The sequence below is a fragment of the Xanthomonas sp. fls2-241-TYG-148 genome (assembly GCF_030208815.1).
In the GTDB taxonomy this organism is placed as follows: Bacteria; Pseudomonadota; Gammaproteobacteria; order Xanthomonadales; family Xanthomonadaceae; genus Xanthomonas; species Xanthomonas campestris.
In genome coordinates this window covers 357,479-380,464 of the sequence record NZ_JARVTE010000001.1, presented here as the reverse complement: position 1 = coordinate 380,464, position 22,986 = coordinate 357,479, and the positions used below count along the sequence as shown (strand labels likewise).

Here is a 22,986-nt window from a genome sequence, read left to right as displayed (position 1 = left end):
GATTCGTGGCAGTGGTGGATGTCCGTCCCTGCCCAGGCACGCGCATGCAGGTGGCGTCGCACGCGGCGGGGTGATGGCGGAGCTGCTTCAATGCGGTGATACGGCAGGCCTACATCATCCGAAGCGGCCGGTGATGTAGTCCTCGGTCTGCTGCTTGGACGGCTGCGAGAAAATGGTTTCGGTGCGATCGTGTTCGATCAGGTCGCCCAGATACATGAAGGCGGTGTAATCGGAGACGCGCGCGGCCTGCTGCATGTTGTGGGTCACGATCACGATGGTGTAATCGCGCTTGAGTTCTTCCACCAGTTGCTCGATACGGCTGGTAGAAATCGGATCCAGCGCGGAGGTCGGTTCGTCCAGTAACAGCACGTCCGGCCGCAGCGCCACCGCACGCGCGATACACAGGCGCTGCTGCTGGCCACCGGACAGACCTAGTGCGCTTTGGCCCAGCTTGTCCTTGACCTCGTCCCACAGCGCGCCCTGGCGCAGCGCGTGCTCGACGCGGTTCTGCATGTCGGCTTTGGACAGTTTCTCGTGGTGACGGATGCCGTAGGCCACGTTCTCGAAGATCGTCATCGGGAACGGCACCGGCTTCTGGAACACCATGCCGACCTTGCTGCGCAGGCGGTTCATCGGATATTTCGGCGACAGGATATTTTCGCCATCCAGCAGCACTTCGCCACGCGCTTCCAGCTTCGGGTACAGCGCATAGATGCGGTTGAAGATGCGCAGCAGCGTGGACTTGCCGCAACCGGATGGCCCGATCAGCGCGGTGACGCGCTTTTCCGGGATTTCGATATTGATGCCCTTGAGCGCGTGGTACTTGTCGTAATAGAAGTCCAGATTGCGTGCGGCCACCTTCACCGGCGCCTGCGCCGTCGGCGCCCCCTTGGCGGCCGGAACAGCGATGCGATGCATCGGCTTGGCGTTTTGGAGATCGTTCATGTCGGGCGTCCGGAAAGAAAGGTCAGTCATTGGAAATCTTGTTACGCAACAGCAGCGCACGTGCGCCCAGGCTCACCAACAAGACGAACACGGTCAGTACCAGTGCACCCGACCAGGCCAGGGTCTGCCACGACTCATACGGGCTGCCGGCAAACTGGTTCATGATCACCGGCACGCTGGCCATCGGCTGGAAGATGTTGCTGTTCCAGTACTGGTTGCCGAAGGCGGTGAACAGCAGTGGTGCGGTTTCGCCGCTGATGCGCGCCAGCGCCAGCAGCACGCCCGTGACGATGCCGGCAGACGCGCTGCGATACAGCACCTGCACGGTCACCTTCCAGTGCGGAATGCCCAGCGACAGCGCCGCTTCGCGCATTTGCGAAGGCACCAGGCGCAGCATTTCGTCGGTGGTGCGCACCACCACCGGCAGCACGATGAAGGCCAGCGACAGCGCACCGGCGAACGCGGAGAAGCGCCCGCCGGTCTGCATCACGTACAGCGTGTACACGAACAGGCCCAGCACAATGGACGGTGCCGACAACAGGATGTCGTTGACGAAGCGCACCACCACGCCGGTCTTGCGCGCATTGCCGTATTCGGCCAGCCAGGTACCGGCCGCCACGCCCAGCGGCGTGCCGATCGCGATTGCCAGGCCACACATCACCGCGCTGCCGAAGAAGGCATTGAGCAAGCCGCCTTCCTGCATCGGCGGCGGGGTCATCTTGGTAAACAGGTTGACGTCGATGCCGGGCACGCCCTTGGACAGCAACGTCCACAGGATCCAGCCGAGGAAGAACAGCCCGAACAACGCCGTGACGCAGGACAGCAGCAGCGCCACCACGTTGGTGATGCGGCGCCGCGTGTAGAGGTGTTGCGAGACCGACGACATCAGTTGCCCTCCCGACGCGACAGCTGCATCAGCATGAAGCGCGCAATGGCCAGCACGATGAAGGTCACGATGAACAACACGAAGCCCAGCAACAGCAGCGCGGAGCGATAGGTTTCGGTTGCCTCACCGAAATCGTTGGCGATCAATGCCGCAATCGTGGTGCCGGGTTCCAGCAGCGACGGCGACAGACGCACCGTGTTGCCGACCACGAAGGCCACTGCCATGGTCTCACCCAGTGCGCGGCCCAAGCCCAGGAACACGCCCCCAATCACTGCAGACCGCGTGTAGGGCAGCACGATGTCCCAGCTGACTTCCCACTTGGTCGATCCCAGCGCGTACGCCGATTCCTTCAGACGCGTCGGCACGGTCAGGAACACTTCGCGCATCACCGAGGAAATGAACGGGATCACCATGATCGCCAGCACAAAGCCGGCGGTCAGCAGGCCGATGCCCAGCGGCGGGCCCTGAAACAGCTTGCCGATCAGCGGCAGCGTGCCCAGGTTGTCGTTGAGCCATGGCGTCACGTGCTCGGTCATCACCGGCACCAGCACGAACAGGCCCCACATGCCGTAGATGATCGAAGGAATGCCGGCGAGCAATTCGATCGCCGTGCCGACCGGGCCGCGCAACCAGCGCGGCGCCACTTCGGTGAGGAAGAAGGCGATGCCGAAACTCACCGGCACTGCGATCACCATCGCGATCAGCGCAGTGACCAAGGTGCCGTAGATCGGTGCCAGCGCACCGTATTTGTTCTCGACCGGATTCCAGTCGGCGGAATAGAAGAAGCTCAGGCCCTGCATCTGCAGCGCGTGGCGTCCGCCCCACAACATCGACAGCGCAGCGCTGCCCAGGGCCAGCAGGACGAAGACGACGGTTGCCGCCAATGCCAGTTTGAACAGGCGATCGGCACGCGCATCGCGCAGATCGCGGCCGCGCGGTGCGGTCATCGCTTCGGGAATGGCGGTGGCATTCATTCGATTGGGCTCGTCACCCGCGCAATCGCGGGAGCGTGAGATAGCAGGATCGACGCGGCGCCCTCAGGCACCGCGTCGCAGCGCAACCCGCCACAGCGGCGGGAGGCGAACATCACTTGAACTCGCTGCCCCAGTAGGCTTCGATCTGCTTCACCAGCTCCGGCGGCAACGGCACATAGTGCAGTTCGCTGGCCTGGGCCTGGCCGTTTTCCAGTGCCCACTTGAAGAAGTCCAGCGTGGCCTTGCTGCGGGCCGCATCCTTGGGCTGCTTGTGCATCAGCATGAAGTTGGTCGCAGTGATCGGCCAGGCCTTCTCGCCCGGTGCATTGGTGATCACCAGGTTGAAGTCCTTGGCATTGGTCCAGTCGGCGCTGGCCGCTGCGGCGCCGAAGCTTTCAGCGTTCGGCTCCACCCACTGGCCGGCAGCGTTCTGCATCGACGCGTACGGCATCTTGTTCTGCAGCGCGTAGGCCAGTTCGACATAGCCGATCGAGCCCTTGATCTGCTGCACGTACGAGGCCACGCCTTCGTTGCCCTTGCCGCCCACGCCGCCCGGCCACTGCACCGAGGTGCCTTCGCCGACCTTGGTCTTCCACTCCGGGCTGACCTTGGACAGGTAGTTGGAGAAGTTGAACGTGGTGCCCGAACCGTCGGAGCGATGCACCAGGTTGATCTTGGTCGCCGGCAGGGTCACGCCCGGGTTGGCCGCAGCAATCGCCGCGTCGTTCCACATGGTGACCTTGCCCAGGAAGATGTCGCCGAGCAGGGCGCCGGTCAGGCGCAGCTTGCCGGGCGCCATGCCTTCGATGTTCACCACCGGCACCACGCCGCCGATGGCCGAGGGGAACTGGCCCAGGCCGGCCTGCTGCAGCTCGGCGCTATCGAGCGGCTTGTCGGAGGAGCCGAAATCCACGGTGCCGGCCTTGATCTGCGCAATGCCGCCGCCCGAACCGATCGACTGGTAATTGACCTTGTTGCCGGTGGCGGCGTTGTAGTCGGCCGACCACTTGGACACCAGCGGGTAGATGAAGGACGCACCGGCGCCGGCGATCTCCGCGGTCTTGCTCTCGCCGGCCGCCGCGCCTGCGTTGGCACCGCCTTGTGCGGGATCGCCGGACTGCGCGTCCTTGCCGGGCGAGCAGGCCGCCAGGGCGAGGGCGATGGTGAGGGACAGGGCGGTCAGGCTGGCCGACTGCAGTTTCATGGTGGCTCCGAGGCAGGATTGGCCGGGTGTCCGGCAGACGCAGCTATGAAATGATGTTTTTGTTACACGTGCATGACAGTGCCATCCGGGCACTGGCATCACAAAAAAAGACGCGGACCCGAAAGTCCGCGTCCCGGTCCGGACGCCGGGGAGAGAGACGGCGTCGGTCCTGTGCACTTAGCGGGGCAGGGTCTTGGCCCAGTAGGCCTCGATCTGGCTGACCAGCGTGTCCGGCAGCGGCACGTAGTCCAGCGCCTTGGCCTGCGCATCGCCCTTGCTGTAGACCCAACGGAAGAACTCCAGGGTGTTCTTCAGGCCGGCCGGATTCTTCGGCTTCTTCTGCACCAGGATGAAATTGGTGGCGGTGATCGGCCAGGCGTTGTCGCCGGCGGCATTGGTCATCACCAGGTAGAAGTCCTTGCTGCTGCCCCAGTCGGCACTGTTGGCGGCCGCGGCGAAGGTCCCATCGGACGGCTGCACAAACTTGCCGGCCGCATTCTTCATTGCGGTGTAGGCCATCTTGTTCTGCAGCGCGTACGACAGCTCGACATAGCCGATGCCGCCCTTGATCTGCTTCACGTAGGCGGCCACGCCTTCGTTGCCCTTGCCGCCGATGCCGGTCGGCCACTGCACCGCGGTGCCTTCGCCGACCTTGCTCTTCCAGTCCGGATTGACCTTGGACAGGTAGTTGGTGAAGTTGAAGCTGGTGCCCGAACCGTCGGAGCGATGCACCACGGTGATCTTGCTGTCGGGCAGCTTCACGCCCGGGTTCAGCGCAACGATGGCCGCATCGTTCCAGGTGGTGACCTTGCCCAGGAAGATATCGCCCAGGGTCTTGCCGTCCAGCTTGACCGCACCGGCAGCGATGCCCGGCACGTTGATCACCGGCACCACGCCGCCGATCACCGAGGGAAACTGCGCCAGCCCGGCGGCAGCCAACTCTTCGGGCTTGAGCGGGGCATCGGAAGAGCCGAAATCCACGCTGGCGGCCTTGATCTGCGCAATGCCGCCACCGGAGCCGATCGACTGATAGTTGACCTGCTTCTTGGTGGCGGTGTTGTAGTCGGACGACCACTTCGACATGACCGGGTAAATGAACGATGCGCCGGCGCCGGTGACATCGGCAGCCTGTGCGCCCATGGCCAGTGCGGCAGCGAGCACGCCGACAGCCAGACGGGATTTGATGGAAGAGATCACGGAACAGCTCCTTGTAGCGATAGGGATGACGTCCCGCAGGGCGCCATTGCAGGGCAACGGCGTGACTGCGCAATGTCGGGGAGATGACACGAAGATGACGGGGCGGAAGTGGCGCCTGTCACAGCGACGCACAGGGCCACGTGCCGTCAATGCCGGCGGCAGGCGTCCGCAGACGCCGGCCGCTGCGATGGCTTACCAATAGAACTGCGCGCGTGCCTCGATGATCGACGGGTTGTCGTCGACCAGCCCGCGGGTGGCGCTGTTGTAGCGGGTGCTTTCGACCTTGGCGTAGTCGAGTGCGAACTTGAAGTTGGAGCGCCAGTACCAGTTGGCGCCGATGGTCCACACATCCATCTTGCCGCCCAGCACGCCATCGACGAACGGCGTGTTGCCGTTGGCGACCAGGTGGCCGTCGTTGAGGTCCAGGGTGTCGTAGCGCACTGCCAGCTGCCACATGCCCGATGCCGGTTCGTTGGGCAGCGGGGTGGTCGGCACGCCGGCCTTGTAGCCCCAGGTCTCGCCGGTGATGTTCCAGACCCCGCTGACGTACCAGCCGTCACTCTTATAGTCGTTTGCGTTGGCGCCGATGCGGTTGGCGTTTTCCTGGAAGTACTCGCTCTGCAGCTTGAACGGCCCGGTGATCCACATCGCTTCAGCGCCAGCCACGCCCACGTTGTCGACATTGGTGATGGCACCGCTGTCGATCAGGCGCACGGTGGTGAGGTCGGCGTCCGGCCGCGCGCGCAGGCGCAGGGTGTCGTCGTCGGTGTCGTAGGCCAGATAGCTGAGGCCGAAGTGCAGCACATTGCCGGTCTCATTGATCGGCGCCCAGGTGCCGCGTGCGCCGTAGCCGCTGCCGTGGGCCTGGTTGCGGGTCAGTTCGCGGCCGAACGCGCTGGCGGTCAGGCTCCAGTTGTTGTCGCCCATGCCGTACGCCACACCGAGCCGGCGCGAGATGCCGTAGGTATTGGTGACCGCGGCCTTGGACACGAAGTCATTGTTCTTGGTGCTGGACAGCTCTTCCAGGCTGTTGGGCTGCTTGAACTGGCCAAACTGCAGGTAGTTGTTGGCGTTGCCGCCGAACTTGTACTTGATGTTGTTGTCCAGGAAGCGCCCGGTGCTGCGGATGGTGGTGCCGCGCACAGTGACTTCCTTCAGCACGCTGGGGTCGTAGCCGGCGACCCATTCAAAGTTGCCCGGCCCCTTGCCCTTGAGCACCAACTCGGCGCGGCGAATGCTGAATTCGGAATTGTCGCCGTTGGCGCCGATCGGGCCGTTGAGATCCTGCACGTCGTTGTGGAACCAGTTGCCATCGGCCTGGACCAGGCCTTCCAGCGACATTTCCGAGCCGCCGATCACATCGATGGCGATTTCGGCGTGGGCTGCCGGCGCGGCGAGCGCCATCAGCAATGCGGAGCCGAGCAGGGTAGGAGAAAGTTTCATGGTGCCTTGCGACCTGACGAGAAAGTGGGCGCAGGCTAGGCTGTGAAAGTTGCGTTAATGTGACAATTCCGCAACCACTCGTCGGAACACTTTTTGTCAATCAAGACAAAGATTTACGCGTGTTTAGTTTTTGTCAGTGTGTGTCATGAGTCTGAACGAAGTCGCGTTTATGACAGTTCTGGTAAGCGCTAGAACCCGGCGATTTGCGTGACTTAGTTAATGACGAGCTGAACCGCAGCCCGCAAGTGGCGCTTTCCATCGCACTTTGTGCATCGCACCACTTGCGCTGTCGGGTTCTAAATTGTTAGTTTCGAGGCCATGTTTCCGCGATTCCTCCAATTGCTGTTGGTTTGCCTGCTCGCGCTCACCGCGTGGTCGGCAGCCAATGCGCACACCCGCATCCAGAATGCGGTGATGGGCGACGGCTTGGCGGTGATGGTGGATGCTGGCGAAGAACGCGATGCCACCGAAGATCCGCAGGACGATGGGGACTCCCAGACCCAAGTCGATACACAGCCTGCAGACGATATCCCCTTGCTCTCCCAAGCATGGCCGGTGCTGGCGCGGTATTCACCCTCTTGGTACGCGCATCACGCGCCGGCAAATCACAAACGCGACCTGATCCCGCAACTGCGTCCTCCAAACGCCCTGCGCGCCTGATCCCAGCTGTCGCTGTACCCGGCGTTTCCGCCGGATTCTCTTGATTTGTTCAATTTCGCAATTCGCGGTTTGCGCCGCGGATCGCTATCCGTTGCCTAGAGGTTATCTCCCATGGAAAGTTTGCTTGAAGGTTTTCGTCATTTCCGTAAGGAAGTGTATCCGCGCCAGAGTGCGCGCTTTCATGAACTCGCTGCCGGCCAGAAGCCGCACACGCTGTTCATCACCTGCGCCGATTCGCGCGTCATGCCGGAGCTGATCTTCTCCGCGCAGCCCGGCGAATTGTTCGTCTACCGCAACATCGGCAATGTGGTGCCGCCTTACTCGCAGCACGTCAGTGGCGTGGTTGCGGCGATCGAATACGCCATCGCCGTGTTGGGTGTGCGCCACATCGTGGTCTGCGGCCATACCGACTGCGGCGCCATGAAGGCCGTGCTCAAGCCCGAGTCGCTGGAAGATGTGCCGTCCGTGGCTGCCTGGTTGAAGCACACCGACGCAGCGCGTCACGTCACCGCACACCATGGCCATGATCCGGCCAGCCAGGAGGCGCTGAGCTGCATGACCGAAGAGAACGTGGTCTCGCAGTTGGACCATCTGCGGACGCAACCGGTCGTGGCAGCACGCCTGGCGGCAGGCACGTTGCGGATCCATGGCTGGATCTACGATATCGCCCACGGAGAGATCCGCGCCTTCGATGCCGAAAAGGGGGGCTTCCGCCCGCTCCTGGGCGAGAAGACTCCCGAAGCCACTCCTCGCCCGCGCTTGCAGCAAGCGGTGCGGGCTGAACTCGTCTGACGGAGCACACTCATGAACACAGCAGGTATCGGCGGATATTTCCGTCAGGGGCTGTTCGGGCGTGATTTGCTCGCGTCAGTGGTGGTCTTCCTTGTCGCGTTGCCTTTGTGTATGGGCATCGCGATCGCATCCGGCATGCCGCCGGCAACGGGTCTGATCACCGGCATCATCGGCGGACTGGTTGTTGGTTTTCTGGCGGGCTCACCGTTGCAGGTGAGCGGCCCCGCCGCCGGCCTGGCTGTGTTGGTGTTCGAACTGGTGCGCGAGCATGGCGCTGCCGCGCTCGGTCCGGTGATTCTGGTGGCTGGCGCGATCCAGCTGGTCGCTGGTCTGTGCCGGGCAGGGGTGTGGTTCCGGATGACGTCGCCGGCCGTGGTGGCCGGGATGTTGTCGGGCATCGGCATCCTGATCGTGGCCTCGCAGGCGCACGTATTGATGGATGCAGCGCCCAAGGCGCGTGGTCTGGAGAACTTCGCTGCACTGCCTGCCGTGTTGTGGCAGGCGATCAGCGAGGGCACCGGCCGCACCGCCTTGTTCGTGGGCTTGGCGACCATCGGCATCATCCTGGCGTGGGACAAGCTGCGTCCGCAGCGCTTGCGCTTCCTGCCGGGTGCGTTGATCGCGGTGGTGGTGGTGACGGCGACCGTGCAGCTGCAGGGACTGAACGTCAACAAGGTCGATGTTCCGACCAACCTGTTCTCGGCGATCAGTATTCCCAGCCTTTCCGACATCTTCGGGGTGTTCAATCACACCTTGCTGGTGTCGGCGGTGACCTTCGCCTTCATCGCCAGTGCCGAGACCTTGTTGTCGGCAGCGGCGGTGGATCGGATGCACCAGGGCGCACGGACGCAGTACGACCGTGAGCTGGCGGCGCAGGGCGTGGGCAACATGCTGTGCGGTTTCCTGGGTGCATTGCCGATGACCGGCGTGATCGTGCGTAGTGCGGCCAATGTGCAGGCCGGTGCTGCCACGCGTGCGTCGACCATCCTGCACGGCAGCTGGCTGCTGGTGTTCGCGATGCTGCTGCCGTGGCTGTTGCGGATGACGCCGGTGGCCTGTCTGGCCGGCATCCTGGTCTACACCGGCGTGAAGATGATCAAGATCGGTCAGGTCAAGGAACTGGCGACCTATGGCCGCGGCACCGCAGCGATCTATCTGGCCACCACGTTCGCGATCGTGGCCACCGACCTGCTGACCGGTGTGTTGATTGGTTTCGGTCTGTCGCTGTTCCGTCTGGCCTTGCATTCCTCGCGCCTGAAGGTCGAGGTGCGCGAGCACGCCGACAAGAAGGACGAAATGCATCTGACCCTGCAGGGTTCTGCAACGTTCCTGAAGGTGCCGGCGATGGCGCGCACGTTGGAAAGCGTTCCGCCGAACACGGTGCTGCATCTGGACGTGGCCAAGCTGCATCACGTCGACCATGCGTGCATCGAGTTGCTGCGTGACTGGAGCCGCAATGCAGCGTCGCGCGGCTGCGAGCTGGCGGTGGACTGGAATGAGCTGGATCGTCGCGTGGAGGGCCAGCGCAAGGTGGATCCTGTGCCGACGCAGGAACCGCGCAAAGCGGCCTGACCCTGATAGCCACCCGGCGTTCGCGCCGGGTGTGTCCTGTCGTGACCGGATGATGCATGGCGCCGATAAGACGCATCATCCGGTCGCGATTTTTTTTGGGCCGGGATTGGGGATTCGCAGATTGAGGATTCGCAATGGCGGCTTTCGGGTGGCGGTTACTGCGCGCAGCCAGATCCTTACGTCCCCGGTTTTCTTTCGCGATCAGGCAGCCACGGTCTTGTCGCGGTAGCGGCATAGATCGTGGATCACGCAATTCGGGCAATCCGGTTTGCGTGCCTTGCAGACGTAGCGCCCGTGCAGGATCAGCCAGTGGTGGGCGTCGTGCAGGAATTCGGCCGGAATGACCTTGACCAATTTGTCTTCGACCACGCGCACGTCCTTGCCGGGTGCCAGGCCGGTGCGGTTGGCGACGCGAAAGATGTGGGTGTCCACGGCCATGGTGGGTTCGCCGAACGCGGTGTTGAGCACCACGTTGGCGGTCTTGCGGCCCACGCCAGGTAGCGCCTCAAGCGCGGCCCGATCATGTGGCACCTCGCCGCCGTAACGCTCTAGCAGGATGCGGCAGGTGGTGATGACGTTCTTGGCCTTGGCGTTGAACAATCCAATCGTCGAGATGTAGCGCTTCAGGCCTTCTTCGCCCAGGTCCAGGATGTCGCATGGCGTATTGGCAACCGGGTACAGCTTGCGCGTGGCCTTGTTGACGCCCACGTCGGTGGCTTGTGCGGACAACAGCACCGCAATCAGCAGTTCGAACGGCGTGGTGTATTCCAGCTCGGTGGTGGGATGCGGGTTGAGTTCGCGCAGCCGCGCAAACAGCTCCTGTATCTCCGGCTTGCGCAGGGTGCTACCGCGACGCGGGGGCGATGCGGGAAGTGCGCTGCTCATGTAGACGCTCCACCGCTGGCTTTGGCTTTCGCGCGCGCCAGGATCGCGGCGGCGAGCGGGGGCAGCGCTGGCGTTGCGGGTTGCGCAGGCGTGGGCGCAGGCGCGCGGCGCGCGTCACGTTCGGCCGCGCGTCGTTGCAACCGTGCGGTGCGTGCTTGATAGCGTTGACGCGCGGCCCATGCGGTGTGTAGGCGTTGCTGTGCGGCAAGCAGGGTGGCGGTCACAGCGGCATCCACTGCGTCGTGCTGTTCAGGGCAGTACTCCATCAGCCCGAGCGCCAGCGCGCCATCGAGATCGTCGGCCAGCACGCGTTCGAACAACTGCAAAGGCAGTGCATGCGGCGAGGAAACTGCATCGGCATTCATGGCGATGCGATCAGCGATTGCGGAACTGCGCGGGGCGCTTGTCGAGAAACGCACGTGTGCCTTCGCGCATGTCGTCGGTCGCAAACAGCAGGGCAAATTGTGCGGTTTCCAGCTGCAGGCCTTCTTCCATGCCGCATTCGCCACCCACCACCACCGCATCCAAGATGCCGCGCAGTGCGAGCGGTGCGGAGCCGGCCAGGCGCTCGGCCAGTGCGGTGGTTTCTGCCTGCAAGGCCTCTGGTTCGACCACGCGATTGACCAGGCCCAGTTGCAGGGCGCGCGCGGCATCGATCGGTGTGCCGAGCAGACACAGCTCCAATGCGGCGGCGCGGCCGGTGAGGCGGAGCAGGCGTTGCGTGCCGCCGAAGCCCGGGATCAGGCCCAGATTGATTTCCGGTTGCCCGATCCGTGCAGTGGCGGCGGCAATGCGCAGGTGGCAGGCCATCGCCAGTTCCAGCCCGCCGCCCAACGCGAACCCGTTGACCATGGCGATCACCGGCTTGGGCATGCGTTCGATCCTGCGCATCAGCCGCTGCCCCAGCAGCGAAAACTCGCGGCCCTGCATTGCGGAGAGCTCGCTCATCTCGGCGATGTCTGCGCCGGCTACGAAAGCCTTGGGGCCGGCGCCGGTCAGCACGACCACGCGCACGTCTTCGGCCGCTGCCGCCTCTGCGAATGCAGCATCCAGCGCCTGCATGGTCTGCTGGTTCAAGGCGTTCAGTTTGTCCGGGCGATTGACCGTAATGGTCCGGACATTGGCGTGGTCTGCGATCAGAATGACGTGATTGGACATCGAACTTCCTGGCTAACGTAAAAAAAAAGTAAATGCGGAACTTCTGAAACCCTTGCTGGTCATAGGTTTCGTGATAAGTAGCGGTTCGCTATCGCGGCCGCTATCCTAGCGCGTCATCTCAGGCGGCAGACCCGTCCTGTGCCACCACCCTGGAGAATTGTTTGATGAAGTTGCGTTCGATCGCGGTCGCTGTGGCGGCCCTGGCCCTGACGGGCAATGCGCTGGCCCAGGACACAACGTCCGAGAAGGGCAAGCTGAGCTACTACTTTGGTTATGACTACGGCAACAACCTTGCCGAGCTCACCGGACGTGGTGAACAGCTGGATATCAACTCGGTGGTGAAGGGTCTGCAGGACGCCTATGCCAAGAAGCAGCCGGCCATCACTGCCGACCAGCTGAAGCCGGCCGTGGAAGCGTTCCAGAAGCGTGAGCAGGGCCGTGCCCAGCAGGCCAAGGCCGAGTACGACAAGGCCGCTGCCGCCAATAAGACCAAGAGCGATGCGTTCCTGGCCAAGAACAAGAGCACCGCTGGCGTGCAGACGTTGCCGAGCGGCGTGCAGTACCGCGTGATCGAAGCCGGCAAGGGCGCCAAGCCGACCCAGGCCAGCACCGTGCAGCTCGAAGTCGCCGGTCCGTTCCCCTTCGGCGACCGCGAGAAGGCACGTCCTGCGCAGCAGATCCCGGCCATCAAGGTCAGCGAAGTCGAGATGCAGGCCATGCGCGACACGCTGCTGCAGATGCCTGCCGGCTCCAAGTGGGAAGTGACCCTGCCGCCGGAAAAGGCCTACGGTGCCGACCCGCGTACCCCGTTCCCGCCGAACGTGGCCGTGCAGTTCGAGATCAAGCTGGTCAGCGTCAAGTAATTGCGTTTGCTGTTGCTGTGACAACGCCGGCCACCAGGCCGGCGTTGTCGTTTCAGGTATCGGAAGGACATCACGCGCGGAGGCCGCACGATGCAGGGCGAGGATTCGAACAGCGGTAGCCTGGCCAGCCCGTGTATCGGTGTATGTTCGCTGGACGCGCAGGGGAGCTGTGTCGGTTGCCTGCGGAGCCTGGATGAAATTGCACGCTGGATGAGCATGAGTGACGGTGAACGCCTGGAGTATCTGCAGACGGTGCTGCCCGCGCGCGCGTTGGCGGCGCAGCTGCCCGAGTGCGCGGCCTTGCAGCGTGCGCTGTATCCGCTGCACACCGCGCCGGACGGGCCCGGCTGGAACCATGCCGAGTTGATCGATCTCACCGAAGGTGGCGCCTCGGCCGAAGCGGCAGTGTTGTGCGGACTGGTGCCGCGCACGCAGGGCACGATGGTGTTGCTGACGCGGCGCACCGACAGCCTGCGCCACCATGCCGGGCAGGTGAGTTTCCCCGGTGGCCGGATCGAGCCGTCCGATGCCGATGCGGCAGCGGCGGCGTTGCGCGAAAGCTGCGAGGAAATCGCGCTGGGCGCGCAGCAGGTGCACGCGCTGGGCTACCTGGACCCGTTTCTGACCGTGAGCGGATTCCGCGTCACCCCGGTGGTGGCGGTGATCGACCCGGCCTTTGTGGCCGTACCGCAGCCGGACGAGGTGGCCGACGTCTTCGAGGTGCCACTGGCCTATCTGATGGACCCGGACAATCTGCGCAGCGTGGAGCTGGAGTACCGCGGCCGGCCACGCCGCGTGCTCGAATACGACTGGCCCGGTCACCGGATCTGGGGTGCCACCGCGGCCATTCTTCTCAATCTTCGCCGTCGTCTGGAGCAGAGTGCATGAGTGCCGAACCCGACTGGACCACGCTGGTGGACAGCGCCACCCTGGCCGCAGCGCTGCAGCACCCGCAGCTGCGTCTGCTGGATGCGCGGGCGGCACCGCCCACTGTGCCGGACCCAAGCGCCGCACAGCGCGACTACGCACAAGGACATCTGCCGGGTGCGCATTTCGCCGATCTGCACGACGTGCTGGCGGATGTGTCGCGCCCTGGGCAAGGGCGTCATCCGCTGCCGCACAGCGATGTCTTCGCGGCCCAGCTCGGCCGCTGGGGGATCACGCCCGACAGCCAGGTGGTGGTCTATGACGCGGCCGACGGCAGCATGGCGGCCGCACGTGCGTGGTGGATGCTGCGGCTGATGGGCCATCGCCGCGTGGCGGTACTGGATGGCGGTCTGGCCGCCTGGCGTGCGGCCGGGTTGCCCGAGACCACGGCAGTGCCTTCGCCGGCCGACAGCGGCGCGTATCCGGGCAGTTTCGATGCGGATGCGGTGGTGGACGCCGAGGCGATCCTGGCGCGCCTGGACGCGGCGCCGGGCTGGCTGCTCGACGCACGCGCCGGTGAGCGCTTTCGTGGCGAGGTGGAGCCCATCGATCCGGTGGCCGGGCATGTGCCGGGCGCGGTGAGTCGCCCGCTCGGCATGAGCCTGCGCGATGGGCGGTTCAAGCCGGCGGCGGAGTTGCACGCCGAACTGGGCGCGCTGCTGGGCGACTACGCGCCGGAGCAGGCCGTGGTGATGTGTGGATCGGGCGTGACCGCCTGCCATGTGCTGCTCGCGCTGGAGGTGGCAGGGCTCTCCGGTGCGCGCGTGTATGCCGGATCGTGGAGCGGCTGGTTGCAGGATCGCAGCCGCCCGGTCGCGGTCGCTAGCCAATTGCAGGCACAATAGCCGCAGGAAAGGTGGCCTGTGGGGACGCAGGCTCGCTGCGCGGAGCGCAGTTCTCGCAGTGTTGGGTGTGCTGATGCGGTGGCAGTTGCAGCGTGGCGCGGTAGGCGTCGTGGGAATCGTGCTGGTGGTTGCATGTTCGGCCGGGTCGACCTCGCAGGGCAGTGGTGCAGCGGCTGAGCCGTCGAGCGCGCGTACCGATCGTGATGGCTACGCTGCAGCGCTTGCGCAGGCACGCGCGGCGCGCCGTGCCCAATTGCATGCTCCGGATGGCTGGTTGAGCTACACCGGCTCCGGCCGCGTGCGCCCGGGCCGCTATCGGGTGGGGGCCGACCCGCATGCCGATATCGTGCTGCCGGCGGGGCCTGCGCAGCTGGGCAACCTGACGCTGGATCCCGAAGGCCAGCTGCGCTTCCAGGCCGCGGCCGGCACCGGAGTGACGCTGCACGGCAAGCCCGTGACAGAGGTGGTGCTCGCGCCCGAGCGGGCAGGGCAGCCGGGCGACCGTCTGCGCATCGATGCGCGCGAGTTCTATGTGGTGCAGACCGGCGCCTTGTACGGGTGGCGATTTCGTGACCCGGCGGCGCTGGCGCAGTTCGGTGAGCTCGACTATTTCCCCACCGATGCGCACTGGCGTATCGACGCGCAGTGGCAGCCGTATGACGCGCCACGTGCCACCACGTTGTTGACCTCTATCGGCACACCGTTGACGGTGCAGGTGCCGGGCGAAGCGGTGTTCACCCGCAACGGCCAGCGTTATCGCCTGCGTCCAATCGCACAGGACGGGGATGCGCGGCTGTTCTTCGTGTTCGCCGACCGTACCAGTGGTAAGGAAAGCTACGGCGGCGCGCGCTACCTCTACACAGACGCGCCGCGCGACGGCCGCGTTGTGCTGGATTTCAATCTGGCCGAGAACCCGCCGTGCGCGCTGACCCCGCATGTGGTGTGCCCGATTGCACCGCCGGATAATCGCCTGGATCTGGCGGTCAACGCCGGCGAGAAGACCTATCGCCCATCCGGTCGCTGAGCGCGGCGCTCAGCGCGGCGCGTGCACCCAGCGCACGGCAGTTTCGATGCGCTCCCACGGAAACAACGGCCCGGGGTCGCGCTTGCGCTGGATCTTGCGCGAAGGGTCGTCGCTGGCCGCTTCCTGGGTGGTGTCCAATGCCTCGTGGCCGGCAATCCGCCGTACCGACGGCAGCTGTTGCTGCAACCATTGCAGCAAGGTCACCAGCGCGTTGATTTGCGCGTCGGGGTAGGGCTCGTGCATCTGCTGATGGCGCGAATCCAGCCAATGCGGATAACGCCCGCTGTTGACCAGCTCGATGCCCAGCGTGTGCGGATTGTGGCCGCGCACGTGGTGGGCGACGCGCTCCAGCGCCACGTACTGCTGGATGCTGCCATTGCGGTCGATGTAGTAGTGGCCGCTGTTGCCGGTGCCGCTGTCGTAGAGCACGCGTTCGCCGTATTCGCGCGCCATCGCCATGTCGGGCAGCTCGGTGCAATGAATGACCACCATGTCGATGTCGCGCAGCGTGCGCCGGGCCAGCCGCGATTCGTAGGACAACGGCGCGTAGGTGATCGGGGGCGACGGCAGGACGGCATCGGACATGGTGCGGATGCTAGCATTCGACGATGGCTTTGAATCCCGACAGCCCGCTGGGCAAATTGATGGCGACGCTGCCGCAGACCGGGCAGGTGACCTGGATCGGCGTGCGTCCTGCGCGTGATGTGGCAATGCTGGAAGTGGATGCGGCGCAGGCCACCACCGGTATTGGCTTGGTGGGCGATCGCTACAAGGGCGGCAGCGGCAAGCGCGGCATCACCCTGATCCAGGCCGAGCACCTGCCGGTGATTGCCGCATTGGCCGGCCAGGCGGCACTGGCGCCGGCGACCTTGCGTCGCAACCTGGTGGTGGCTGGAATTCCGTTGATTGCACTGAAAGGACGGCGGTTCCGCATCGGTGAGGTGGAGCTGGAAGGCACCGACCCTTGCGACCCGTGTTCACGCATGGAAGAGGCGCTGGGGCCGGGCGGCTATAACGCGATGCGCGGCCACGGCGGGCTGTGCGCGCGCATCCTGCGCGGCGGCGTGCTGCGCATCGGCGATACGGTGCAGGCGCTATGAGTCGCGGCCATTGCATCCTGGCGCATGGGTTCGAAAGCGGGCCCGATGCGCTCAAGGTCACCGCGCTGGCAGAAGTGGCCGAGCGCCTGGGATGGACGCATGAGCGGCCCGATTTCACCGACCTGGACGCGCGCCGCGACCTGGGCCAGCTGGGCGACGTGCGCGGCCGGCTGCAGCGTTTGCTGGAGATTGCGCGCGCCGCCGCCGAGAAAGGCCCGGTGGTGCTGGCGGGCTCCAGCCTGGGCTCCTACATCGCCGCACAGGTCTCGCTGCAGGTGCCGACACGCGCGCTGTTCCTGATGGTGCCGCCGACCAAGATGGGGCCGCTGCCGGCGCTGGATGCCGCTGCGGTGCCGATCTCCATCGTGCATGCTTGGCACGATGAACTGATTCCGGCCGCCGACGTCATTGCCTGGGCGCAGGCCCGTTCGGCGCGGCTGCTATTGGTCGATGACGGGCATCGTCTGGGTGCGCACGTGGAGGCCGCTTCGCGCGCCTTCGCCGAACTGCTGCAGAGCCTGTGATGCACGACGACCACGATATGCCGTCGGCGCAGACCGATGCGCCGATGAGTGTGCTGATCCGCGAGGCGAGCGACGGCGACGCCGCTGCCATCGAGGTGCTGACGATGGTGGCCTTCATGCGCGCCGAGCATAGCCGGCATGACGAGCAGCATGTGATTGCCGCGCTGCGTAACGACGATGCGCTGGCGCTGTCGTTGGTCGCCGATCACGACGGCTATGTGGTCGGCCATCTGGCGGTGTCGCCGGTGGCGCTGTCCGACGGTTCTTCCGGTTGGTTTGCACTCGGACCGCTGGCAGTGGGTCCAGGCCATCAACGTCAGGGGCTCGGCACGCGCTTGGTGCAGGCGGCCCTGGCCACCTTGCGCGAGCGCGGTGCGGCCGGGTGCGTGGCCTACGGCGAACCCGGCTTTTTCCGGCGGTTGGGATTTGCGGTGGAGCCGGGGTTGAGCGTGCCCGACGCGCCCGCATCCGAATTGCAGGCGCTGGCCTTCGGCGACCGGCTGCTGCCGCTGGCCGATGTGGCCTATCACCCGGCCTTCGGGCTGGGCTGAGCTTTTCGCGTTCGCTGCGCTGTGGTCGCTGCGCACGGGTAATGGCGCAGCCGCGCTGCGCTCGCATCGTGCGCATTCGCTCGCCGGCATCTTGCCTCGCCCTTTGGGCCGCATCGCAGCGCCGCACGCGCCACCATGGCGGTAGACAGCGATTGGCGCTTGCCGAGGTGAACGATGCAACGGGACGAGCAACCACTGCCGCAGACGGCACCGCACGGCCGGGTGATTTCGCATCTGGGCGAGACGGACACCGATGACGCGACCTTGCTCGCGTCGATCAAGACGCGGCTGCGTCAACACAGCGATCGCTCTGCTGCAGAATTGGAGCATCTACTGCAACTGGTTGATGCATTGTGGGCGATGGAACTGGGCCGGTTCCTGCTGCGCAACCGCGGCCTCAATGCGTATTGGACGCATCAGCTGGTGACGTATCAGACAGGAACCCTGGTGCAGCAGACGACGCCTGCGCTGGAGTACCAACTCTTCGAAAAGACGCCCGCCGTGCTCGCAACGCGCGAGCGCTTTGGCATCTTCCGTACGCAGTTGCAGGCGTTGCTGCGGCCCGGCATGACGTTGGCCTCGCTGCCGTGCGGCTGGATGGCCGATGTGCTGAGCCTGGACTACGGGCAGTGCCCGGATGTGCGGCTGATGGGTATCGATCTCGACCCGCAGGCGTTGGACGGTGCATTGCGGCTTGCGCAGCAGTACGGCCTGGAAGGCCAGTTGACGCTGCAACTCGAGGATGCCTGGGCGCCGGGCGAGGCGAACAGCGTGGATGTGTTGACCAGCAACGGCCTCAATCTCTACGAGCCGGACGATGCGCGCGTGATTGCCTTGTACCGCGCATTTTTCGACAGGCTGCGGCCGGGCGGCACGCTGGTGGCGAGCTTTCTCACGCCGCCACCGAGCCTGTGTGCCGAGTCGCCCTGGAAACTGGCCCTGATCGACGGGGCTGCGTTGGTGCTGCAGAGCCAGGTATTCATCGATGTGGTGCAGGCGCGCTGGGCGTCGTTCCGTACGCATGCGCAGACCCGCACGCAGCTGGAGAGCGCAGGGTTTGCCGATGTGCGTTTCATCGATGATCGCGCAAGCATCTTTCCGACGGTGATTGCGCGGAAACCGATGCGCGACTGAGATGTAACTCCCGAGTGCAGGCCCTGGTTGCCCGTTCTTGGCCGTGTGCAACGTGGCCTCGGTGTGTGCGTGGCCATCAGGCGGCACGCGCTGCTCTGCAAGATGGATCGCGGTGCGCATCCAACGCCGGGCGTTGGATGCGACGCGCACTAGCCGCGCTCACATGACGCGCAACTTGAATGGAATCAGCGGCGTAAACGTGCCAGAGGGTTCCGTCACGCCCACGCACCGGCCTACACTTGCACCATTGCTCACCGTTTGAGGGTTGGTCCAATGCGCTATTGATGCCGCCGTCGTGATGACGGCCGAACCCGCTGCCGTTCCGGTTGGATCGGCGCGCGTGCTGGCATGCAATGGAGTAACCGATGACCTGTCCTTCGCTGGCGCTGGAAAGCGTTATGTATCTGCTGCCCGATGGCAGCCCTTTGTTTTCTGATCTCACCACGCACATCGATCAGCGCCGCACCGGCCTGGTCGGTCGCAATGGCGTGGGCAAGAGCGTGCTTGGCCGCATCCTGGCCGGTGCGCTGGCGCCCAGTGCCGGGCGCTGCGTTCGTACTGGCAGCGCGCATTACCTGCCGCAGCGCGTGAGCGCCGCGCCTGGGCAGAGCATTGCCGCGCTGGCCGGCGTGGCGCCGCTTCTGGATGCATTGGACCGCATTGCGAACGGCAGCGTGGAAGCGGCTGATTTCGAACGGGTCGGCGAGCGCTGGACCGCGCATCAGACATTCGCCGCTGCCCTGGAACAGCACGGCCTGGGCGGGCGCGATGCGCGTGCGCCGGCGGACACGCTCAGCGGTGGCGAGGCGATGCGGGTGGCTCTGGCGGGCGCATGGCTGGCGCAGCCAGACTTTTTGATCCTGGACGAGCCGAGCAATCATCTGGATGGCGTGCAGCGCGCGCGCTTGCTGGCGCAGTTGCAGGCCTGGACCGGCGGGCTGCTGGTCATCAGCCATGACCGCGCGTTGCTGGAGACGATGCAGCGCATCCTGGAGCTGTCGCCGCAGGGGCTGCGCAGCTACGGCGGCAACTACAGCGCCTATGCCGCGCAGCGGGCGCTGGAACGGCAGGCCGCCTGCGACCTGCTGGCCAGCCGCAAGCTGGAGCGGCAGCGGGGCGAGCAGGCCCTGCGCAGCCAGCAGCAACGGCAGCAGCAGCGCCAGGCACGTGGCAGCCGTGCCGCCAGCCAGGCCAATCAGGCGCCGATCCTGCTTGGCCGGCAAAAGCAGCGCAGCGAGGCCAGCGCCGGGCGCCTGCACCAGCAGCGCAGCGCCGAGCGCGCACGCCTGGCCACTGCCGTCATCGATGCGGCATTGCAGGTGGATCACGCGCAGGCGGTCGCGCTGCTGCCACCGTCCTCGCCGGCCACCGCGGCGCACCGGCTCGCCACGCTGCAGCAGGTGGCGCTGGCGGATGGGCGGCTGGGTGGGCGGCGGCTGGACCTGCTGCTGCACGGCCAGCCGCGCATCGGGGTGGTCGGGCCCAATGGCACCGGCGAGTCGTCGTTGCTGCGGCTGCTGGCCGGGCAACTGCTGCCGTCAGCCGGGCAGTGCGCGATCCACGTGCCAGTGGCCTATCTGGACCAGGACTTGGCGCAGCTGGACCCGGCGCGTTCTGCCGCGCAGCACCTGCACGCTGCCGACCCTGATGGCCAGGCCCATTCGCAGCGCTTGCGGCTTGCGCTGCTGGGCCTGGACCAGGCCCGTGCCGACCTGCCCACCAGCCAGCTCAGCGGCGGCCAGCGGCTGAAGGTGGCGCTGGACTGTGCGCTATACCGGGCCCGGCCGGCGCAGTTGCTGCTGCTGGACGAGCCAACCAACCATCTGGACCTGGCCTCAGTGGAGGCGGTGGAAGCGCTGCTGCAGGACTATCGGGGCGCCCTGATGGTGGTCTCGCACGACGCCGCCTTCCTGCAACGGCTGGGTCTGCAGCAGCGCCTGGACACGGCCCAGCCGCAGTGGCGGCTGGCGCCGTGGTGAACCGCGCACGGGCAGGGCAGGCCGTCGGGCTGGTAATGCCGGCCCTGATGGCCGACCATTTGCCCCCGCCCGCGGCGGCCACGGCAGCGCTTCACCGCCACCGGCCCGCTGTCCTGCTTCCACGGTCGCCGCCAGCTGCGCGGTCATCGTCTCCATCGATACCTGCCTACGTGAAATTCTTCGCATCCTGTGCCAAGGGCCTGGAATACCTGCTCGCCGACGAGTTGCTCGCGCTCGGTGCCAGCAAGGCCACCGCCACCATTTCCGGCGTCAACGTCGAGGGCGCCTTGCGCGATGCCCAGCGCGCCGTGCTGTGGTCGCGGCTGGCCAGCCGGGTGCTGTGGCCGCTGACCGAGTTCGAGTGCCCGGACGAAGACGCCCTGTATGCCGGCGTTGCCGAGCTGCCCTGGCATGAGCATTTGTCTACCGGGCACACGCTGTCGGTCGACGCGCACGTCTCCGGCACCGCCATTACGCATGCCCGTTATGCGGCGCAGCGCATCAAGGACGCGGTGGTGGACACCATTCGCCGGCAGGGGCTGGAGCGCCCGTCGGTGGACGTGGAAAGCCCGGATCTGCGCCTGAACCTGTCGCTGCGCAAGGGCCGCGCCACTATTTCGGTGGATCTGGGCGGCGGGCCGCTGCACCGGCGTGGCTGGCGCATGGCGCAGAACGAAGCGCCGTTGAAGGAAAACCTAGCCGCTGCCGTGCTGCTGCGCGCCGGCTGGCCGCGTGCCTATGCCGATGGCGGTGGCTTGCTGGACCCGATGTGCGGCAGCGGCACCTTGTTGATCGAAGGCGCGCTGATGGCGGCCGATGTCGCGCCCGGTCTGCAGCGGTATGGCAGCGACATTCCCAGCCGCTGGCGCGGGTTCGACCGCGACAGCTGGCAGCAGCTGGTGACCGAGGCACGCGAGCGCGACAGCGTTGGCCGTGCCGCGCTCAAGCAGGTGATCCATGGCAGCGACATGGACCCGCATGCGATTCGCGCTGCCAAGGAAAATGCGCAGGTGGCCGGCGTGGCGGAGGCCATCTGGTTCGGCGTGCGCGAGGTCGGCGACCTGCAGACTCCGCCGCAGGCCACCGGCGTGGTGGTGTGCAACCCGCCGTACGACGAGCGCCTGGCTGCCGACGCGGCCTTGTATCGCAAACTTGGCGACACCCTGCAGCGCGTGGTGCCGCAGTGGCGGGCGAGCCTGCTGTGCGGCAATGCCGAGCTGGCGTACGCCACCGGCCTGCGTGCGGGCAAGAAATACCAGTTGTTCAATGGCGCGATCGAGTGCGCGTTGATCGTCTGCGACCCGATCGCGGTACCGCGCCGGACTCCGTTGGCGGCACCGACGGCGCTCAGCGAAGGCGCGCAGATGGTGGCCAACCGCCTGCGCAAGAACCTGCAGAAATTCAAGAAGTGGCGCGCCCGCGAAGGCATCGAGTGCTTCCGCGTCTACGATGCCGACCTGCCGGAATATTCCGCTGCCATCGACGTGTACCAGCAAGCCGATGGCGACCGCCGCATCTTCCTGCATGTGCAGGAATACGCCGCGCCGGCGACCATTCCCGAGGCGGATGTGCGCCGTCGCCTGGGCGAATTGTTGGCCGCTGCGCGCGAGGTGTTCGAGGTGCCGGCCGAACGTGTCGCGTTGAAGTCGCGCGAACGTGGCAAGGGTGGCAGCAAGTACGGCCGCTTCGAGCAGCGCAACGAAATCGTCAACGTGCGCGAGCACGGCGCGCTGCTGCGGGTGAACCTGTTCGATTATCTGGACACCGGCCTGTTTCTGGATCACCGCCCGTTGCGCGGCACCATGGCGCAACAGTCCAAGGGGCGACGCTTCCTCAACCTGTTCTGCTACACCGGCGTGGCCAGCGTGCAGGCGGCGGTGGCCGGCGCGAGCGCCACGACCAGCGTGGACCTGTCCGGTACCTATCTGCAGTGGTGCGCGGACAACCTGGCCTTGAACGGCCAGGCCGGCAGCAAGCACAAGCTGGTGCAGGCCGACGCGCTGGCCTGGCTGGAAGCCGAGCGTGCGCACTTCGACGTGATCTTCTGCGACCCGCCGACGTTCTCCAACTCCGCACGCGCCGAGGATTTCGATATCCAGCGTGAGCATGTGCGCTTGCTGCGCGCGGCAGTGGCGCGCCTGGCGCCGGGCGGCGTGCTGTATTTCTCCAACAATTTCCGCCGGTTCAAGCTGGATGAAGAGGCGGTGGCCGAGTTTGCGCAATGCGAGGAGATCAGCCCGCGCACCATCGACCCGGATTTCGAGCGGCATGCACGCATCCACCGCGCCTGGCGTTTGACCGCGTGATGACACGCCGCGCCAGC

The 22,986-nt window shown here is 65.7% G+C and carries 23 protein-coding genes and 1 pseudogene; 14 read left to right on the top strand and 10 right to left on the bottom strand.

Annotated features, from left to right (window positions below; genetic code table 11):
* Window positions 1-114: 114 nt before the first annotated feature.
* From pstB to QRM60_RS01605, 6 genes are all read right to left on the bottom strand, one after another.
* Window positions 115-945, bottom strand: coding sequence for a phosphate ABC transporter ATP-binding protein PstB (gene pstB / locus QRM60_RS01630; RefSeq protein ID WP_011036709.1), 831 nt, complete (start codon window positions 943-945; stop codon window positions 115-117).
* Window positions 946-967: 22 nt separating this feature from the next.
* Window positions 968-1,831, bottom strand: a complete 864-nt coding sequence (gene pstA, locus QRM60_RS01625) for a phosphate ABC transporter permease PstA (RefSeq protein ID WP_011036710.1) — start codon at window positions 1,829-1,831, stop codon at window positions 968-970.
* Entirely contained in the window at window positions 1,831-2,805 is a 975-nt protein-coding gene (gene pstC / locus QRM60_RS01620) for a phosphate ABC transporter permease subunit PstC (protein ID WP_011036711.1), read from the bottom strand. Before pstC ends, pstA begins: the two co-directional genes overlap by 1 nt.
* A 112-nt stretch (window positions 2,806-2,917) precedes the next feature.
* Window positions 2,918-4,009: a phosphate ABC transporter substrate-binding protein PstS gene (gene pstS / locus QRM60_RS01615; protein ID WP_103699696.1), complete on the bottom strand. Its 1,092-nt coding sequence runs from the start codon at window positions 4,007-4,009 to the stop codon at window positions 2,918-2,920.
* 177 nt (window positions 4,010-4,186) lie between these two features.
* Complete coding sequence (gene pstS, locus QRM60_RS01610; protein WP_285445441.1) at window positions 4,187-5,206, bottom strand: phosphate ABC transporter substrate-binding protein PstS; 1,020 nt, start codon at window positions 5,204-5,206, stop codon at window positions 4,187-4,189.
* 192 nt (window positions 5,207-5,398) lie between these two features.
* Window positions 5,399-6,649: an OprO/OprP family phosphate-selective porin gene (locus tag QRM60_RS01605; RefSeq protein ID WP_014507366.1), complete on the bottom strand. Its 1,251-nt coding sequence runs from the start codon at window positions 6,647-6,649 to the stop codon at window positions 5,399-5,401.
* Window positions 6,650-6,988: 339 nt separating this feature from the next.
* Here QRM60_RS01605 and QRM60_RS01600 point away from each other — a divergent pair, with 339 nt between their 5' ends.
* The 3 genes from QRM60_RS01600 (at window position 6,989) to QRM60_RS01590 (ending at window position 9,673) form a co-directional block, all read left to right on the top strand.
* Window positions 6,989-7,309 (top strand): hypothetical protein, encoded by a 321-nt coding sequence (locus tag QRM60_RS01600; protein ID WP_192884332.1) that lies wholly within the window; start codon window positions 6,989-6,991, stop codon window positions 7,307-7,309.
* Between the two features lie 111 nt (window positions 7,310-7,420).
* Window positions 7,421-8,101: a carbonic anhydrase gene (locus QRM60_RS01595; RefSeq protein ID WP_014507368.1), complete on the top strand. Its 681-nt coding sequence runs from the start codon at window positions 7,421-7,423 to the stop codon at window positions 8,099-8,101.
* A gap of 12 nt (window positions 8,102-8,113) precedes the next feature.
* Entirely contained in the window at window positions 8,114-9,673 is a 1,560-nt protein-coding gene (locus QRM60_RS01590) for a SulP family inorganic anion transporter (protein WP_070692868.1), read from the top strand.
* A gap of 201 nt (window positions 9,674-9,874) precedes the next feature.
* Here QRM60_RS01590 and nth read toward each other — a convergent pair whose 3' ends face one another.
* Genes nth through QRM60_RS01575 form a run of 3 tightly spaced genes read right to left on the bottom strand, consistent with a single transcriptional unit; the run spans window position 9,875 to window position 11,716 of the window.
* Window positions 9,875-10,558 carry an endonuclease III gene (gene nth, locus QRM60_RS01585; protein ID WP_076035990.1) on the bottom strand — a complete coding sequence of 228 codons (684 nt, stop codon included), beginning with the start codon at window positions 10,556-10,558 and terminating at the stop codon, window positions 9,875-9,877.
* Window positions 10,555-10,923: a hypothetical protein gene (locus tag QRM60_RS01580; protein WP_285445440.1), complete on the bottom strand. Its 369-nt coding sequence runs from the start codon at window positions 10,921-10,923 to the stop codon at window positions 10,555-10,557. The genes nth and QRM60_RS01580 overlap by 4 nt, the downstream gene beginning before the upstream one ends.
* A gap of 10 nt (window positions 10,924-10,933) precedes the next feature.
* The gene (locus QRM60_RS01575) at window positions 10,934-11,716 is read right to left on the bottom strand and encodes an enoyl-CoA hydratase-related protein (protein ID WP_040941495.1); all 783 of its coding nucleotides are present in this window, start codon (window positions 11,714-11,716) and stop codon (window positions 10,934-10,936) included.
* A 164-nt stretch (window positions 11,717-11,880) separates the two neighbouring features.
* On the opposite strand from QRM60_RS01575, the gene QRM60_RS01570 reads away from it, so the two are divergent.
* The 4 genes from QRM60_RS01570 to QRM60_RS01555 all read left to right on the top strand — a co-directional run bounded on the left by QRM60_RS01570 (window position 11,881) and on the right by QRM60_RS01555 (window position 15,375).
* Window positions 11,881-12,579, top strand: coding sequence for an FKBP-type peptidyl-prolyl cis-trans isomerase N-terminal domain-containing protein (locus QRM60_RS01570; RefSeq protein WP_004429231.1), 699 nt, complete (start codon window positions 11,881-11,883; stop codon window positions 12,577-12,579).
* A 90-nt stretch (window positions 12,580-12,669) separates the two neighbouring features.
* Complete coding sequence (locus QRM60_RS01565; RefSeq protein WP_115555763.1) at window positions 12,670-13,467, top strand: CoA pyrophosphatase; 798 nt, start codon at window positions 12,670-12,672, stop codon at window positions 13,465-13,467.
* Complete coding sequence (locus QRM60_RS01560) at window positions 13,464-14,351, top strand: sulfurtransferase (RefSeq protein ID WP_285445439.1); 888 nt, start codon at window positions 13,464-13,466, stop codon at window positions 14,349-14,351. Before QRM60_RS01565 ends, QRM60_RS01560 begins: the two co-directional genes overlap by 4 nt.
* 73 nt (window positions 14,352-14,424) lie before the next feature.
* Window positions 14,425-15,375 (top strand): DUF1684 domain-containing protein, encoded by a 951-nt coding sequence (locus tag QRM60_RS01555; RefSeq protein ID WP_285445438.1) that lies wholly within the window; start codon window positions 14,425-14,427, stop codon window positions 15,373-15,375.
* Between the two features lie 9 nt (window positions 15,376-15,384).
* On the opposite strand, the gene QRM60_RS01550 is transcribed toward QRM60_RS01555, so the two are convergent.
* Window positions 15,385-15,960, bottom strand: coding sequence for an N-acetylmuramoyl-L-alanine amidase (locus tag QRM60_RS01550; RefSeq protein ID WP_115004353.1), 576 nt, complete (start codon window positions 15,958-15,960; stop codon window positions 15,385-15,387).
* Between the two features lie 23 nt (window positions 15,961-15,983).
* Here QRM60_RS01550 and QRM60_RS01545 point away from each other — a divergent pair, with 23 nt between their 5' ends.
* From QRM60_RS01545 to rlmKL, 7 genes and pseudogenes are all read left to right on the top strand, one after another.
* The gene (locus tag QRM60_RS01545) at window positions 15,984-16,475 is read left to right on the top strand and encodes an MOSC domain-containing protein (protein WP_012438685.1); all 492 of its coding nucleotides are present in this window, start codon (window positions 15,984-15,986) and stop codon (window positions 16,473-16,475) included.
* Complete coding sequence (locus tag QRM60_RS01540) at window positions 16,472-16,999, top strand: alpha/beta hydrolase (protein ID WP_042598807.1); 528 nt, start codon at window positions 16,472-16,474, stop codon at window positions 16,997-16,999. The genes QRM60_RS01545 and QRM60_RS01540 overlap by 4 nt, the downstream gene beginning before the upstream one ends.
* 44 nt (window positions 17,000-17,043) lie before the next feature.
* Window positions 17,044-17,550, top strand: a complete 507-nt coding sequence (locus tag QRM60_RS01535; RefSeq protein ID WP_029217208.1) for an N-acetyltransferase — start codon at window positions 17,044-17,046, stop codon at window positions 17,548-17,550.
* A gap of 174 nt (window positions 17,551-17,724) precedes the next feature.
* Window positions 17,725-18,684, top strand: a complete 960-nt coding sequence (locus tag QRM60_RS01530; RefSeq protein ID WP_115555766.1) for an SAM-dependent methyltransferase — start codon at window positions 17,725-17,727, stop codon at window positions 18,682-18,684.
* A 365-nt stretch (window positions 18,685-19,049) separates the two neighbouring features.
* Window positions 19,050-20,663, top strand: coding sequence for an ATP-binding cassette domain-containing protein (locus QRM60_RS01525; RefSeq protein ID WP_285445437.1), 1,614 nt, complete (start codon window positions 19,050-19,052; stop codon window positions 20,661-20,663).
* Window positions 20,642-20,837 (top strand): annotated as a pseudogene (locus tag QRM60_RS01520) (hypothetical protein). Before QRM60_RS01525 ends, QRM60_RS01520 begins: the two are co-directional and overlap by 22 nt.
* Complete coding sequence (gene rlmKL, locus QRM60_RS01515; protein WP_115572812.1) at window positions 20,834-22,969, top strand: bifunctional 23S rRNA (guanine(2069)-N(7))-methyltransferase RlmK/23S rRNA (guanine(2445)-N(2))-methyltransferase RlmL; 2,136 nt, start codon at window positions 20,834-20,836, stop codon at window positions 22,967-22,969. The pseudogene QRM60_RS01520 and the gene rlmKL overlap by 4 nt, the downstream one beginning before the upstream one ends.
* The last annotated feature ends 17 nt before the right edge of the window (window positions 22,970-22,986 follow it).

Excerpts from the sequence above, each read along its gene's own strand:
- QRM60_RS01530 (WP_115555766.1), top strand. The coding sequence starts at position 17,725 with ATGCAACGGGACGAGCAACCACTGCCGCAGACGGCACCGCACGGCCGG.
- QRM60_RS01535 (WP_029217208.1), top strand. The coding sequence starts at position 17,044 with ATGAGTGTGCTGATCCGCGAGGCGAGCGACGGCGACGCCGCTGCCATC.
- QRM60_RS01595 (WP_014507368.1), top strand. The coding sequence starts at position 7,421 with ATGGAAAGTTTGCTTGAAGGTTTTCGTCATTTCCGTAAGGAAGTGTAT.
- QRM60_RS01550 (WP_115004353.1), bottom strand. The coding sequence starts at position 15,960 with ATGTCCGATGCCGTCCTGCCGTCGCCCCCGATCACCTACGCGCCGTTG.
- QRM60_RS01590 (WP_070692868.1), top strand. The coding sequence starts at position 8,114 with ATGAACACAGCAGGTATCGGCGGATATTTCCGTCAGGGGCTGTTCGGG.
- QRM60_RS01555 (WP_285445438.1), top strand. The coding sequence starts at position 14,425 with ATGCGGTGGCAGTTGCAGCGTGGCGCGGTAGGCGTCGTGGGAATCGTG.
- pstC (WP_011036711.1), bottom strand. The coding sequence starts at position 2,805 with ATGAATGCCACCGCCATTCCCGAAGCGATGACCGCACCGCGCGGCCGC.
- QRM60_RS01560 (WP_285445439.1), top strand. The coding sequence starts at position 13,464 with ATGAGTGCCGAACCCGACTGGACCACGCTGGTGGACAGCGCCACCCTG.
- QRM60_RS01525 (WP_285445437.1), top strand. The coding sequence starts at position 19,050 with ATGACCTGTCCTTCGCTGGCGCTGGAAAGCGTTATGTATCTGCTGCCC.
- QRM60_RS01540 (WP_042598807.1), top strand. The coding sequence starts at position 16,472 with ATGAGTCGCGGCCATTGCATCCTGGCGCATGGGTTCGAAAGCGGGCCC.
- QRM60_RS01575 (WP_040941495.1), bottom strand. The coding sequence starts at position 11,716 with ATGTCCAATCACGTCATTCTGATCGCAGACCACGCCAATGTCCGGACC.
- pstS (WP_103699696.1), bottom strand. The coding sequence starts at position 4,009 with ATGAAACTGCAGTCGGCCAGCCTGACCGCCCTGTCCCTCACCATCGCC.
- QRM60_RS01545 (WP_012438685.1), top strand. The coding sequence starts at position 15,984 with ATGGCTTTGAATCCCGACAGCCCGCTGGGCAAATTGATGGCGACGCTG.
- QRM60_RS01580 (WP_285445440.1), bottom strand. The coding sequence starts at position 10,923 with ATGAATGCCGATGCAGTTTCCTCGCCGCATGCACTGCCTTTGCAGTTG.
- nth (WP_076035990.1), bottom strand. The coding sequence starts at position 10,558 with ATGAGCAGCGCACTTCCCGCATCGCCCCCGCGTCGCGGTAGCACCCTG.
- QRM60_RS01570 (WP_004429231.1), top strand. The coding sequence starts at position 11,881 with ATGAAGTTGCGTTCGATCGCGGTCGCTGTGGCGGCCCTGGCCCTGACG.
- pstB (WP_011036709.1), bottom strand. The coding sequence starts at position 945 with ATGAACGATCTCCAAAACGCCAAGCCGATGCATCGCATCGCTGTTCCG.
- pstA (WP_011036710.1), bottom strand. The coding sequence starts at position 1,831 with ATGTCGTCGGTCTCGCAACACCTCTACACGCGGCGCCGCATCACCAAC.
- QRM60_RS01565 (WP_115555763.1), top strand. The coding sequence starts at position 12,670 with ATGCAGGGCGAGGATTCGAACAGCGGTAGCCTGGCCAGCCCGTGTATC.
- QRM60_RS01605 (WP_014507366.1), bottom strand. The coding sequence starts at position 6,649 with ATGAAACTTTCTCCTACCCTGCTCGGCTCCGCATTGCTGATGGCGCTC.